At 56.3% G+C, this 13,381-nt stretch carries 12 protein-coding genes; 6 read left to right on the forward strand and 6 right to left on the reverse strand.

The window, feature by feature from the left end; genetic code table 11:
- Positions 1–103 precede the first annotated feature (103 nt).
- Positions 104–1,228 carry an LPS O-antigen length regulator Wzz(fepE) gene (gene wzz(fepE) / locus HMPREF3143_RS12815; RefSeq protein ID WP_063616418.1) on the forward strand — a complete coding sequence of 375 codons (1,125 nt, stop codon included), beginning with the start codon at positions 104–106 and terminating at the stop codon, positions 1,226–1,228.
- 90 nt (positions 1,229–1,318) lie between these two features.
- Entirely contained in the window at positions 1,319–2,011 is a 693-nt protein-coding gene (locus tag HMPREF3143_RS12820; RefSeq protein WP_023344840.1) for an aspartate/glutamate racemase, read from the forward strand.
- On the opposite strand, the gene HMPREF3143_RS12825 is transcribed toward HMPREF3143_RS12820, so the two are convergent.
- Complete coding sequence (locus HMPREF3143_RS12825; protein ID WP_070533279.1) at positions 2,006–2,932, reverse strand: LysR family transcriptional regulator; 927 nt, start codon at positions 2,930–2,932, stop codon at positions 2,006–2,008. The genes HMPREF3143_RS12820 and HMPREF3143_RS12825 overlap by 6 nt on opposite strands.
- Positions 2,933–3,053: 121 nt before the next feature.
- On the opposite strand from HMPREF3143_RS12825, the gene lysA reads away from it, so the two are divergent.
- The gene (gene lysA / locus HMPREF3143_RS12830; RefSeq protein WP_070533281.1) at positions 3,054–4,316 is read left to right on the forward strand and encodes a diaminopimelate decarboxylase; all 1,263 of its coding nucleotides are present in this window, start codon (positions 3,054–3,056) and stop codon (positions 4,314–4,316) included.
- Here lysA and HMPREF3143_RS12835 read toward each other — a convergent pair.
- A complete protein-coding gene (locus tag HMPREF3143_RS12835; RefSeq protein ID WP_070533283.1) occupies positions 4,286–5,323 on the reverse strand; it encodes a LacI family DNA-binding transcriptional regulator in 1,038 nt (345 codons plus the stop codon). The genes lysA and HMPREF3143_RS12835 overlap by 31 nt on opposite strands.
- Positions 5,324–5,543: 220 nt before the next feature.
- Here HMPREF3143_RS12835 and HMPREF3143_RS12840 point away from each other — a divergent pair, with 220 nt between their 5' ends.
- Positions 5,544–6,029, forward strand: a complete 486-nt coding sequence (locus HMPREF3143_RS12840) for a GNAT family N-acetyltransferase (protein ID WP_070533285.1) — start codon at positions 5,544–5,546, stop codon at positions 6,027–6,029.
- Here HMPREF3143_RS12840 and galR read toward each other — a convergent pair.
- Complete coding sequence (galR, locus tag HMPREF3143_RS12845; RefSeq protein ID WP_021242019.1) at positions 5,990–7,006, reverse strand: HTH-type transcriptional regulator GalR; 1,017 nt, start codon at positions 7,004–7,006, stop codon at positions 5,990–5,992. The two genes, HMPREF3143_RS12840 and galR, sit on opposite strands and share 40 nt — an antisense overlap.
- A 425-nt stretch (positions 7,007–7,431) precedes the next feature.
- On the opposite strand from galR, the gene aas reads away from it, so the two are divergent.
- Complete coding sequence (gene aas, locus HMPREF3143_RS12850) at positions 7,432–9,591, forward strand: bifunctional acyl-ACP--phospholipid O-acyltransferase/long-chain-fatty-acid--ACP ligase (RefSeq protein ID WP_008499671.1); 2,160 nt, start codon at positions 7,432–7,434, stop codon at positions 9,589–9,591.
- The gene (gene lplT, locus HMPREF3143_RS12855; protein WP_070533287.1) at positions 9,584–10,777 is read left to right on the forward strand and encodes a lysophospholipid transporter LplT; all 1,194 of its coding nucleotides are present in this window, start codon (positions 9,584–9,586) and stop codon (positions 10,775–10,777) included. Before aas ends, lplT begins: the two co-directional genes overlap by 8 nt.
- 92 nt (positions 10,778–10,869) lie before the next feature.
- Here lplT and HMPREF3143_RS12860 read toward each other — a convergent pair whose 3' ends face one another.
- The 3 genes from HMPREF3143_RS12860 to mutH form a co-directional block, all read right to left on the reverse strand.
- Complete coding sequence (locus HMPREF3143_RS12860) at positions 10,870–11,910, reverse strand: NADP(H)-dependent aldo-keto reductase (protein ID WP_070533288.1); 1,041 nt, start codon at positions 11,908–11,910, stop codon at positions 10,870–10,872.
- A gap of 131 nt (positions 11,911–12,041) precedes the next feature.
- A complete protein-coding gene (locus HMPREF3143_RS12865) occupies positions 12,042–12,260 on the reverse strand; it encodes a YgdI/YgdR family lipoprotein (RefSeq protein WP_008499668.1) in 219 nt (72 codons plus the stop codon).
- Between the two features lie 128 nt (positions 12,261–12,388).
- Positions 12,389–13,081 (reverse strand): DNA mismatch repair endonuclease MutH, encoded by a 693-nt coding sequence (gene mutH, locus HMPREF3143_RS12870; RefSeq protein WP_070533291.1) that lies wholly within the window; start codon positions 13,079–13,081, stop codon positions 12,389–12,391.
- Positions 13,082–13,381 lie beyond the last annotated feature (300 nt).

Raw genomic sequence — 13,381 nt, forward strand, 5'->3', positions numbered from 1 at the left:
GATAATGGTGTTTAGAATTAGGATTTTTCTTAATCTATTGTATTATTGAGCCACAGCGATCAATGAACAAAGATGCGTAGCATCAAGAGAAAGAAGAATTCCTATGTCAGAAATGGATTTCAAAAAAAGCACAGATATTGATTTCCCCCATTATTCCACCCGTAACGAACACGCTAAAGAAATAGATCTTTTAGGTTTATTAGCGGTTTTAGCGGTGGCTAAAAAGCGCATCGTTGCCATTACCCTTGCTTTTGCTCTCGTGGGGCTGGCCATTTCATTTTTGCTGCCGCAAAAATGGACCAGTAAAGCGGTGATTACCCCGGCAGAACAGTCGCAGTGGAACCCGCTGCGCCAGATGATGGTGGCGTTACAGGTGCTGGATGTGGACGTGAAGATTACCCGTCCGGAAGTCTTTGATCTTTTTATTAAAAAGTTTCAGTCGCAGTCATTGCTTGAAGAGTATCTGAAATCCTCTTCTTACGTGATGTCGCAGCTTAAAGACGCTGAGGTGGATCCGCTTGAGCTGCATCGGGCGATAGTCAATATCTCAGACAGAATGAAAGCGGTGAATAACGATCAGGGAAAAGACGCGGATAAAACCCCCTATATCTCCTGGACATTAAACTTCACTGCGCCGACAGCAGGCGATGCGCAATCCGTTCTGGAGGGATACATCAATTATATCGCGGCTATTGTTGAGAAAGAGACAGTGCAGAATATCCGCAACCAGATCGCGCTGAAAACGAAAGTCGTTGAGCAGCAGCTAGAGCTGGATCGCGTCCGTTTGACCAATATTCACAATACCAACCTGCAGCGGCTGAATTATTCCCTGGAAGTCGCGAATGCCGCCGGCATCAAGAAGCCGGTCTACAGCAACGGGCAGGCGGTAAAAGATGATCCGGATTACTCTGTTGCGCTCGGTGCTGACGGTATCGCGCAAAAGCTGCAGATTGAAAAAAATCTCAAGGACGTGACCGAGCTGAATGCGGATTTCCAGAACCGGGAATATTATCTGGCGCAGTTGAAAAAGCTCTCCTTTGCGGATGTTAAACTTGAGCCATTCCGGTACCAGCTCTCTCCCTCCATGCCGGTGAAAAAGGATGGTCCAGGCAAGGCCCTGATTGTCGTTCTGGCGGCGCTCCTGGGGGCACTGTTTGCCTGCAGTAGCGTTTTACTGCGCGAGGCGATGCTCACCCGTAATCCACTCCCCGAGCCGGTGACGGAATAAACCCTGCAGATTAAAAAGGCGCTCAAGAGAGCGCCTTTTTTTATTGGCACCGGTTGTGTTAAAAGAAGAAATCAACGAAAAGGAGGGATGATGAAAACGATCGGCCTGTTAGGTGGAATGAGCTGGGAATCGACAATCCCTTATTATCGCCTGATTAACGAAGGGGTAAAACAGCGTCTGGGTGGTCTGCACTCCGCAAGCCTGCTCCTGCACAGCGTTGATTTTCATGAAATCGAAGCCTGCCAGTCGAGCGGCGAGTGGGATAAAGCCGGGGCGATCCTGGCCCAGGCGGCGCTGGGGCTAGAGCGGGCTGGGGCCGAGGGGATATTGCTTTGTACCAATACCATGCACAAGGTGGCATCGCATATTGAGAACCGCTGCTCGCTGCCGTTCCTGCATATCGCTGACGCGACCGGGCGTGCAATTGCGGCATCAAGGATGCGCCGCGTAGCGCTGCTGGGCACGCGCTACACCATGGAGCAGGATTTCTATCGCGGGCGTTTGCGCAGCGCGTTTGGGATCGAAAGCCTGATCCCTGAAGAAGAAGACCGGGTGCGCATCAATCAGATTATCTTTGACGAGCTCTGTCTCGGCACCTTCAGCGAAACCTCCCGCGCCTTCTACGTCAGCGTCATCGAAAAACTCGCGCAGCAGGGGGCTGAAGGGGTGATCTTCGGCTGCACGGAGATCGGTTTGCTGGTACCCGTTGAGCGAAGCCCTCTTCCGGTCTTTGATACCACCGCCATTCATGCTGCGGATGCCGTGGCGTTTATGCTGTCATAGTGGGTCCTGCAGGTCAGGTAAGCGAAGCGCCACCTGACGCGCGTGCTCCATGACGTGTTCGGTGAAAGCGTCCACCAGCGCGGAAGCCGGACGGTGTAGCGGACGGATAAGGCTCACGGTGAACGGGACGGACACGCCAAAGCGGCGGATGACGATCCCGCTTCCCGCATAATCCAGCGCCGTGAGTGGATTGACCACCGCGACGCCGACGCCGGCACGCACCATCGCGCAAATCGAGGCCGCGCTGTGCGTTTCCACCGCCATTCGCCGTTTGACCTGATGCTCTGCAAACAGGGTATCCAGCAGCTGTCTGTAACTGTCGGTCTGCGACAGGCTGATGTAGTTTTCCCCGTGGAAATCCTCCGGCGTGAGCACCGCCTTACCGGCAAGCCGATGCCCGGCGGGCAGAACGCACACTTCATCTAACGAGAGCAGCTCCGTGCGCGCCGTGCCCGCTGGGGTGGTGAGGGTTTCGGTTAGCCCTAAATCATGGCGCTGTGCCGAAAGCCACTCTTCAAGCAGAGGTGATTCCTGCGGCACGATGGTGAGGCTGACCTCAGGATAGCGGGCCAGAAAGGGCTGGAGCAGCATCGGCAAAAAGGATTGCGAAAAGACGGGCAGGCAGACAATCGACAGCTCGCCCTGGCGAAACTCGCGCAGGCTTTCCGCGGCACTTACTATTCTGTCCAGCCCGTACCAGGAGCGCTGAACTTCCTCGAACAGGCGTAACCCCTGTACCGTCGGGTGAAGCCGGCCCCGGGTGCGTTCGAACAGCTTCAGCCCCAGCACTTTCTCGAAGCGCGCCAGCTCGCGGCTCACCGTCGGCTGCGAGGTGTGCAGCATCTGTGCGGCTTCGGTGAGATTGCCGGTGGTCATCACGGCGTGAAAAATCTCGATATGGCGTAAATTGACGGCGGGCATAGGGCACCTGAAAGCAGAGAAGTGACCATATCATTTTTGCATAGACTCGCGATAAAACGATATTTTTTATTCCCCTTGCGCTGTGGCGTAATCATCAAAACGCATTTATCCGGAGAAGACCATGCCACGCCCGCTGAACCAGACTGATACCGATTTGAACGCCGACAACCTGCTGCCCCTGCCTGCCGAGTTTGGCTGTCCGGTGTGGGTCTACGACGCGCAGATCGTCCGCGAGAAGATCGCCGCCCTGCATCAGTTCGACGTGGTGCGTTTTGCCCAGAAGGCCTGCTCCAATATTCATATTCTGCGCCTGATGCGCGAGCAGGGCGTGAAGGTTGACTCCGTTTCACTCGGCGAAATCGAGCGCGCGCTGGTAGCCGGATACGATCCGAAAGCCGACAGCGACGCGATCGTCTTTACTGCCGATGTGATCGACGATGCGACGCTGGCGCGTGTTCACGAACTGCAGATCCCGGTAAATGCCGGTTCTGTGGATATGCTCGAGCAGCTCGGTCAGGTTTCTCCCGGCCACCGCGTCTGGCTGCGCGTAAACCCGGGCTTTGGCCATGGCCACAGCCAAAAAACCAATACCGGCGGCGAAAACAGCAAGCACGGGATCTGGTATGCCGACATGCCTGCCGCGCTGGAGGTGTTACAGCGCTACAACCTGAAGCTGGTGGGCATTCATATGCACATTGGCTCTGGGGTGGATTACGGCCACCTGGAACAGGTGTGCGGCGCGATGGTGCGTCAGGTTGTCGACTTCGGTCAGGATCTGGAGGCGATCTCTGCGGGCGGTGGTCTCTCCATTCCTTATCGCGAAGGGGAAGAGGCGATCGATACCGATCACTATTACGGTCTGTGGAGCGCCGCGCGCGATCAAATTGCCGCGCATCTGGGCCACGCGGTGAAGCTGGAAATTGAGCCGGGTCGTTTCCTGGTGGCGGAAGCCGGCGTGCTGGTTTCTCAGGTCCGCAGCGTGAAAGAGATGGGGTCTCGCCACTTCGTCTTGATTGATGCAGGCTTTAACGACCTGATGCGTCCGTCCATGTACGGCAGCTATCACCACATTACCGCCCTGGCTGCCGACGGCCGCGATTTAACGCAGGCGCCGCGCGTTGAGACGGTCGTTGCGGGGCCGCTGTGCGAATCGGGTGACGTGTTTACCCAGCAGGAGGGCGGCAAAGTGGAGACCCGCGCGCTGCCAGAGGTCAAACCGGGTGATTATCTTGTGCTGCACGACACCGGTGCCTACGGGGCGTCTATGTCCTCTAACTACAATAGCCGCCCGCTGCTGCCGGAAGTGCTGTTTGATAATGGCAAGGCGCGGCTGATACGCCGTCGCCAGACCATTCAGGAACTGCTGGCTTTAGAACTCATCTGATGAAAGTACGGCCCCGTTGTGACCGAATCGCGTAACACCAGCGTGCCGGTAAACGGCGGGATGGCATCGACCGGCTGGTTTCTTGCCAGCCGGATCGCCTGATCGATGGCGGTGACAATCATATTGTCGATGGGCAGATAAACCGACGAGAGCGCAGGCTCCAGCCATTTCGCGCTTGGGGCATCGTCAAAGCCGAACAGGGAGATATCCTGCGGGATTTTCAGCCCCGCCTGGTGCAACGCTTTGGACGCCCCCAGCGCCATATCGTCGTTACAGGCAAACAGGGCGCTAAACGATACTCCGTCGGCAATCAATTCCTTGCAAAGCTCGTATCCCCGCGTCATTCCTGCATCGCCGTACTTTATCCGACGCTCGTCCAGACGGATACCATGCTTTTCCAGCGCCTTGCGATAGCCCATCAGCCGCGCTTTACCCGTGGGAGTGTGGATCGGGACGGTGATACAGGCGATCTCCCGATGACCCTGGCCGATCAGGTAATCCACGGCCTTAAACGCGGCATCCTGCTGTTCGAAGAACACGCAGCGATCCGGCGCCTGGCTCACTTCACGGTTAATGACCACCAGCGGCGTTTTCACGGTGTTCATCAGTTTGACGATCGCTTTTTCGCTCATGTAGCGCGTGTAAAGCACGATGGCGTCGCACTGGCGATCGGCCAGCATCTGCACCGCCTGCTCTTCCTGTTCCGGCGCGTCGTGACCGTCGGTGACGATCAGCTGTTTCCCGTGAGTTTCGGTCTGCCGCGACGCCTGCTGGAGAAGGCGGCCAAAATAAAAGCCGTCAAAGGTCGAGACGACCAGACCAATGCTGTTGCTGGTCTGGTTAGCCAGCGAGCGCGCGAGAAAGTTCGGGCGATAGCCCAGCTCTTCCATCGCAGCAAACACCTGCTGACGCGTACTCTCTTTTACCTGACCTGTGCCGTTCAGCACGCGCGATACCGTGGCCTTCGACACGCCCGCGCGCAGTGATACATCCAGCATTGTTGCCATTCTATATTCCTGCTTCCACGTAACGATCTGCAGTTTACCACAGAGCTTATGCCGTATAAGCGATGCGGGAAGCGCAAAAACTCTGCCACGATCACGCTTTTTGGTAACGATTCGTCCGGCCAGCCTGAAGTCAAACTCAATAGCCTGACTCTGGTAAGATAATCACCGAACCGGGCTGGAGCATCAGGCCAGTAAATACATGAGAAAATGCAGGTGAAACATGAATAAGGCTGTCATCCTCCCGCTTTACAAGGCACCACACTTCGCAGAGCAGGTTACCGACTGGATCTGGCAGGCCTTTGGCGAAGGGCTTCCTCGGGAATTTTTCCACAGCATTGTTGAGCACAGCCAGACGCCTGGGGCATTACCGTTGACGTTTATTGCCGTTGACGGCGAACAGCTTCTTGGCACGGTGGGACTCTGGCGCTGCGATTTGATCACCCGTCAGGATCTCTGTCCGTGGCTGGCGGCGCTCTACGTTGACGACGCGGCGCGAGGCAAGGGGCTTGCGGGAGAACTTCAGCGGCATGTTATCACTTACGCCGCGCAGTCCGGGTATGAGGAGCTCCATCTCTGGTCTGCCTGCCGCGACTTTTACGAACGTTACGGCTGGCAGTATATCGGTGATGGGCTGGAATACCCCAACACGCGAGTGCATCTCTACCGTTATTCGCTCTGTGCTTCTGCAGGCGACGCAACGGAGTGACGACGGACCAGCGTCGGGCTAAACAGATGGGTAATTTCCGGCGGCTGGCGCTGTTCAGCCAGCGCTAGCGCCAGCTCGGCGGCCTGCGTTGCCATGGTGATGATCGGGTAGCGCACGGTGGTCAGACGCGGGCGAACGTAGCGGGAGACCAGCACGTCGTCGAAGCCAATCAGCGAAATTTCTGCCGGTACCTCAATTCCGTTGTCATTCAACACCCCCATTGCCCCTGCGGCCATAGAGTCGTTATAGCTGGCAACCGCCGTGAAATTCCGTCCGCGGCCCAGCAGTTCGGTCATGGCCTGTTCACCGCCGCTCTCGTCCGGTTCACCGTAGGCCACCAGACGGTCATTACACGGCAGCCCGTTTTCACGCAGGGCATCGTAGTAGCCCTGCAGACGGTCTTCCGCATCAGAAATGGGGTGATTGGAACAGAGATAGCCAATCCGGGTATGGCCCTGCTGAATCAGGTGCCGCGTGGCAAGCCAGGCGCCGTAGCGGTCGTCGAGGGCCACACAGCGTTTCTCAAAGCCGGGAATGATACGGTTGATAATCACCATTCCGGGCATCTGCTTCATCAGGTGAATCAGTTCGGCATCCGGGATCATTTTGGCGTGAACCACCAGCGCCGCGCAGCGGTGGCGGATCAGCTGTTCAATGGCCTGGCGTTCCTTTTGTTCGTTATGATAGCCATTGCCGATCAGCAAAAAATTGCCTGTCTGATAGGAAACCTGTTCAACCGCTTTCACCATGGCGCCGAAAAAGGGATCAGAAACATCGCCCACCACCAGACCAATCGTTTCTGTGGACTGTTGGGCGAGCGCGCGAGCGTTGGCATTGGGATGATAATTCAGGGATTCCATGGCGCTTTGTACCGCCTGACGTGATGCGTCACTGGCCTTTGGTGAATCATTAATCACGCGCGAGACGGTTGCCACCGACACGCCAGCCAGACGGGCCACATCCTTTATTGTCGCCATTCATTACCTTCTTATTGGGGGTAAGCGTTTACACACCAAATAGTGTTGCGGAAAAGCGGCGTGCATTCAAGGGGAGCGGATTTCCGCTCTCCACAAACGTGACGCAGCACACCCCTGGCGGTGTAATCGTTACACGCCCAGTCATGTCTGAAAAATGTGAATCTGAACCTTTAGTTACACTTTGCCTCAGGCTGTTGCGATTGTCCGATAGCAAGTGCGTTAAAGAGGTTGATACAGTTGAGATCCCAGAGGTATTGATTGGTGAGAATTCCTAGTACGGTTTCGTACTCATCTCTTGCACCAACCTGCGCGGATGCGCAGGTTTTTTTTCGCCTCCACTTTTGCTGTCGCTCCCTTATCACTTCTCGTGTAATCTGCCACCATTTACTAATAACCCTCCACACTGGCTGGCAAAGGGAGTTGAGATGCTATTTGGGTTCTTCCGTACGCTTTTCCGTATTCTTTTTCGCATCCGCATCACTGGCGACACCCGGGCGCTTAGCGGCGAACGCGTTTTGATCACACCAAACCATGTTTCCTTTATAGACGGCATCCTGCTGGCGCTGTTTTTGCCCGTGCGTCCGGTGTTTGCGGTGTATACCTCCATCAGCCAGCAATGGTACATGCGCTGGCTCTCGCCGCTGATTGATTTTGTGCCGCTCGACCCGACAAAGCCGATGATGATTAAGCATCTGGTACGTCTGGTCGAGCAGGGGCGTCCGGTGGTCATTTTCCCTGAAGGACGGATCTCCGTGACCGGTTCGCTGATGAAAATCTACGACGGCGCGGGGTTTGTTGCGGCGAAGTCAAAAGCGACCGTTGTGCCGCTGCGTATTGAAGGCGCGGAACTGACCCATTTCAGCCGTCTCAAGGGGCTGGTGAAGCAGCGTCTGTTCCCCAAAATCACGCTGCATATTCTGCCGCCAACGTCGTTACCGATGCCCGACGCGCCGCGTGCCCGCGATCGCCGTAAAATCGCCGGGGAAATGCTGCATCAGATCATGATGGAAGCGCGTATGGCCGTGCGCCCGCGCGAAACGCTCTACGAATCCCTGCTTTCCGCGCAGTACCGCTATGGCGCGAAGAAAAACTGCATCGAAGACATTAACTTTACCCCGGATACCTATCGCAAGCTGCTGACCAAAACCCTGTTTGTGGGCCGTATTCTGGAGAAGTACAGCAAAAAGGGCGAAAAGATAGGCCTGATGCTGCCTAACGCGGGCATCAGCGCGGCGGTGATTTTCGGTGCGGTTTCCCGGGGCCGTATTCCGGCGATGATGAACTACACGGCGGGCGTGAAGGGGCTGACCAGCGCGATAACCGCTGCGCAAATCAATACCGTATTCACCTCCCGCCAGTTCCTGGACAAAGGCAAGCTCTGGCATCTTCCCGAGCAGCTCACTCAGGTGCGCTGGGTCTTCCTGGAAGATCTGAAAGCGGACGTGACCACCGGCGACAAGCTGTGGATTTTTGCGCATCTGCTGATGCCGCGTCTGGCCCAGGTCAAACAGCAGCCGGAAGATGACGCGATTATCCTCTTCACGTCGGGATCGGAGGGCAACCCGAAAGGCGTCGTCCACAGCCACAAGAGCATTCTGGCGAACGTCGAGCAGATTAAAAGCATCGCCGACTTTACCGCGAACGACCGCTTTATGTCGGCGCTGCCGCTGTTCCACTCCTTTGGCCTGACGGTGGGGCTGTTCACGCCGCTCCTGACCGGTGCAGAAGTGTTCCTTTACCCAAGCCCGCTGCATTACCGCATCGTGCCGGAGCTGGTGTATGACCGTAACTGCACCGTGCTGTTCGGGACCTCTACCTTCCTGGGGAACTATGCGCGTTTCGCCAATCCGTATGACTTCTATCGCGTGCGGTATGTGGTGGCTGGCGCGGAAAAACTGCAGGAGAGCACGCGGCAGATCTGGCAGGACAAGTTTGGCCTGCGCATCCTCGAAGGCTATGGCGTGACCGAGTGTGCGCCCGTGGTCTCGATTAACGTGCCGATGGCGGCGAAACCGGGAACGGTTGGCCGCATTCTGCCGGGGATGGACGCGCGTCTGCTGGCGGTGCCGGGCATAGAGGACGGCGGCCGTCTGCAGCTCAAAGGGCCAAACGTGATGAACGGGTATCTGCGCGTGGAAAATCCGGGCGTGCTGGAAGCGCCGACGGCGGAGAACGTCAACGGCGAGGTTGAAACCGGCTGGTACGACACCGGTGATATTGTCCGCTTTGATGAACAAGGCTTTGTACAGATCCAGGGACGCGCAAAACGCTTCGCCAAAATTGCCGGCGAAATGGTCTCTCTGGAAATGGTAGAGCAACTGGCGACGGCCGTGTCCGCCGAGAAGATGCACGCTACCGTCGTGAAGAGCGATGCCAGCAAAGGTGAGGCGCTGGTACTGTTTACGACCGACAGTGAGCTTAAGCGCGACAGATTACTGAGCTATGCACGCGAACACGGTATTCCTGAACTGGCCGTGCCGCGCGATATTCGCTACCTGAAACAGCTCCCGGTGCTGGGCAGCGGGAAGCCCGATTTCGTGACCCTGAAAGGCATGGTTGAAGAGGCGGAACAGCAAAATGCGTGAGTCAGTACACACTAACACATCCCTCAGGTCGAAAGGCATGATGGCCGTCATCGCCGCGCAGTTTCTCTCTGCGTTCGGTGATAACGCGCTGCTGTTTGCCACGCTGGCGCTGCTGAAAGCCGAGTTTTACCCCGACTGGAGTCAGCCGATCCTGCAGATGGTGTTTGTCGGCGCTTACATTATTTTTGCTCCATTTGTGGGGCAGGTGGCGGACAGCTTCCCGAAAGGCCGGGTAATGATGTTTGCCAACGGCCTCAAGCTGCTGGGGGCGGCCAGCATTTGCTTTGGCTTCAATCCGTTTATTGGCTATACGCTGGTGGGCATTGGGGCCGCCGCCTACTCGCCGGCGAAGTACGGCATCCTCGGCGAGCTGACCACGGGGGATAAGCTGGTGAAAGCCAACGGCCTGATGGAATCGTCAACCATTGCCGCTATTCTGCTCGGATCCGTCGCGGGCGGCGTGCTGGCCGACTGGCATGTGCTGGCTGCACTGGGCGCGTGTGCGGTGGTGTATGGCGGGGCGGTCGTGGCGAACCTGTTTATTCCGAAGCTGCCGGTGGCTCGCCCGGGCCAGTCCTGGCGCGTTAAACCAATGACCGGCAGCTTCTTTAATGCCTGCCGCGTGCTGTGGCGTAACGGTGAAACGCGTTTCTCCCTGCTGGGGACCAGTATGTTCTGGGGCGCGGGCGTTACGCTGCGCTTCCTGCTGGTCCTGTGGGTGCCGGTGGCGCTGGGCATTACGGACAACGCGACGCCGACCTATCTTAATGCGATGGTGGCCATCGGCATTGTTGTGGGGGCAGGCGCGGCGGCGAAGCTGGTGACGCTCGAGACGGTAGCACGCTGCATGCCAGCAGGGATCCTGATTGGCGTGGTGGTGCTGATTTTCTCGCTGCAGCATGCGTTATTGCCTGCTTATGCCCTCCTGATCCTGATTGGTATTCTGGGGGGCTTCTTCGTGGTGCCGCTGAACGCGTTACTGCAGGAACGGGGCAAGCAAACCGTCGGGGCGGGGAATGCCATCGCGGTACAAAATCTGGGTGAAAACCTGGCGATGCTGTTAATGCTGGGACTCTACTCGCTGGCGGTAAAAGTGGGTGTGCCGGTGGTGGGGATTGGCGTCGGGTTTGGCGGGCTGTTTGCGATTGCGATTGCTGCATTATGGCTCTGGCAACGTCGCCGTTGATATATAGCCGGGTGGCGGCTTCGCCTTACCCGGCCTGGGTTTGCGCACCTGCAGGCCCGGTAAGCGTAGCGCCACCGGGCAAAAGTATCAGGCTACGGTGCTGGATAAGTATAAACCTGATGCACCGCTTCAATCTCCGCTAGCACCTCTTCACTCAGGTTCAGATGGAAACTCTCAATATTGGTTTTCAGCTGTTCCATCGTGGTTGCGCCCAGCAGGGTACTGGCAACAAACGGCTGACGACGCACGAAGGCCAGCGCCATCTGCGCAGGGTCAAGACCGTGACGCTTCGCGATATCCACATAGGCGGCAACGGCTTTCTGCGTCTGCTCGCCGCTGTAGCGGGTAAAGCGGCTAAAGAGGGTATTACGCGCACCGGCCGGTTTCGCACCGTTCAGGTATTTCCCCGTCAGCGTGCCGAAGCCGAGACAGGAGTAGGCGAGCAGCTCCACCTCTTCATACTGCGTCACTTCGGCCAGACCCACTTCATAGCTGCGGTTAAGCAGGCTGTACGGGTTCTGAATAGTCACGATACGCGGCAGATCGTGCTTATCCGCCAGGTGCAGATAGCGCATGACCCCAAAAGCCGTTTCGTTAGAGACACCAATGTAGCGGATTTTTCCCGCACGCTGGCATTCGGTCAGCGCTTCCAGCGTTTCCAGCAGCGTCACGGTGGGGGCGCTCTCATTCCAGCTGTAGCCGAGCTTACCAAAGCAGTTGGTTGACCGCTGCGGCCAGTGCACCTGGTAGAGGTCGAGATAGTCGGTTTGCAGACGCTTGAGGCTGGCGTCCAGCGCGGCGCGGATATTTTTGCGATCGAGGATCTGGTTCGGGCGGATCCCGGTATCGTTGTTGCGCGCGGGGCCACTGACTTTGGAGGCAATTACCAGCTTTTCACGGTTGCCGCGTTTTGCCAGCCAGTTACCGACGTAGGTTTCGGTAAGTCCCTGCGTCTCAGGACGTGGCGGAACAGGGTACATCTCTGCGACATCAATCAGGTTAACGCCCTGGCTGACGGCGTAATCGAGTTGTGCATGGGCATCGGCTTCGCTGTTTTGTTCACCAAATGTCATCGTGCCCAACCCCAGTTGGCTAATTTCCAGAGCGCTGTGGGGGATACGGTGATAATGCATAGCCGGCTTCCTCAGTAGACTTATAGACCGCGTCAGGCCGTGCCCGACAAAGGAATATAAACATGGCAGAGGGGAAGCAAAAGGGGAAGAAAAAAATCAAAAAGGCCAGCAAGCGACTGACCTCTCTCTGTTTATCGCTCGATAATTTGCGAGACTTCGTCGCGATTGATCTGCATTTTATTGCCTTCCTGGTCGCGGTAGCTGACCAGACCGGTATCATCGTCGACTTCGGGTTTGCCGTCGGTCAGGATCATTCGACCATCTTTTGTCGCCATGACGTAATCGCTGCTACAGCCCGATACAGCAAACGCTAAACCGACTGCTGACACTAACACTGCCCATTTTTTCATCGTTATCGTCCTCATCTGGCTTGTATCAAATCATAATCTAGTATTAACCCGATATGGCGACTTGAGGAAGCGGTAAAATCTTAAAAAGCAGTCGATTATGTTCGAGAGCTCTCAAAATAAGTAAAAAACTATGTTTTCAACAGGAAATGACGTGCGAGTAGTGCACCGGTGAAATTCTTTTTGAGATAAAAACCGCGCGGCAACGTCAGGATAGGCTCGCCCTGCGCGCCGATTGCCTCGGTAAGTGCTTTACTGTTGGCCGCTTTCGGACGCAGCTGTAATACTTCTCCGTGTCGGGCGGTGATACGCTCTACCTGCCCAAGCACAATCATGTCCATCAGCTCCTCCCAGTCCAGACGCAGCTGATGCTCCTCATCCTCGTCAGGGCTCCAGAGCAGCGGCGCGCCAACGCGTCGGTCGGCCAGGGGGATCTGACGCTCACCCTCAACCGGTACCCACAATACGCGCTTCAGCTTATGGCGAACGTGGCTGGTTACCCAGGTTACGCCGGTATTGCCGGTTAATGGCGCAACGCAGACGAAGGTGGTCTCAAGCGGCTTGCCCTGGCGGTCTACAGGGATGGTTTTTAACTCCACGCCAAGGGCTGCAAAATCCTGCTCGGGTTTGCTCCCTGCGCTGGCACCCAGCCACAGCTCCAGCAGCATACCGATCCAGCCTTTATCCCGCTTCAGATCCTTTGGGATCGGAAGCCCGGCCATTGCCGCCAGCTCGCCAAGCGAAAAGCCAGCCAGACGCTGTGCCTGCAGTAGCAACTGGCTCTCGCTGGACGGCGGTGAGAGCAAGGGTGTAAGCGGGTGCATGACGGTAACCTTTTGATTAAAAAATAAACGAAGAAATTGTCCCCTGTGGATAGAGTTTAACTATTTCTGTACCAATATGACATCTCTATGATTTATAGGATTTTTTATTGGTCTGAAATCGTTCCGCCTGGGTGAGAAAACCGGTTGTTCAAATCTGGTCACTGACAATGAACAGGATCTTACACCATGTTATCCACAGAAAAATGGGATAACTGGGCATAACCCTGACTACTGTTTCCATTTACAGCCTTGACGTGCGATGAAAATCGAATTTTCAAACAAATTGTGACTAACTTATTG

Source organism: Enterobacter sp. HMSC16D10 (assembly GCF_001807145.1).
GTDB classification, from domain to species: Bacteria; Pseudomonadota; Gammaproteobacteria; order Enterobacterales; family Enterobacteriaceae; genus Enterobacter; species Enterobacter roggenkampii.

Coding starts and splice junctions, on each gene's coding strand:
- HMPREF3143_RS12820 (WP_023344840.1), top strand. CDS start 1,319: ATGAAAACGATCGGCCTGTTAGGTGGAATGAGCTGGGAATCGACAATC.
- HMPREF3143_RS12825 (WP_070533279.1), bottom strand. CDS start 2,932: ATGCCCGCCGTCAATTTACGCCATATCGAGATTTTTCACGCCGTGATG.
- lysA (WP_070533281.1), top strand. CDS start 3,054: ATGCCACGCCCGCTGAACCAGACTGATACCGATTTGAACGCCGACAAC.
- HMPREF3143_RS12835 (WP_070533283.1), bottom strand. CDS start 5,323: ATGGCAACAATGCTGGATGTATCACTGCGCGCGGGCGTGTCGAAGGCC.
- HMPREF3143_RS12840 (WP_070533285.1), top strand. CDS start 5,544: ATGAATAAGGCTGTCATCCTCCCGCTTTACAAGGCACCACACTTCGCA.
- galR (WP_021242019.1), bottom strand. CDS start 7,006: ATGGCGACAATAAAGGATGTGGCCCGTCTGGCTGGCGTGTCGGTGGCA.
- aas (WP_008499671.1), top strand. CDS start 7,432: ATGCTATTTGGGTTCTTCCGTACGCTTTTCCGTATTCTTTTTCGCATC.
- lplT (WP_070533287.1), top strand. CDS start 9,584: ATGCGTGAGTCAGTACACACTAACACATCCCTCAGGTCGAAAGGCATG.
- HMPREF3143_RS12860 (WP_070533288.1), bottom strand. CDS start 11,910: ATGCATTATCACCGTATCCCCCACAGCGCTCTGGAAATTAGCCAACTG.
- HMPREF3143_RS12865 (WP_008499668.1), bottom strand. CDS start 12,260: ATGAAAAAATGGGCAGTGTTAGTGTCAGCAGTCGGTTTAGCGTTTGCT.
- mutH (WP_070533291.1), bottom strand. CDS start 13,081: ATGCACCCGCTTACACCCTTGCTCTCACCGCCGTCCAGCGAGAGCCAG.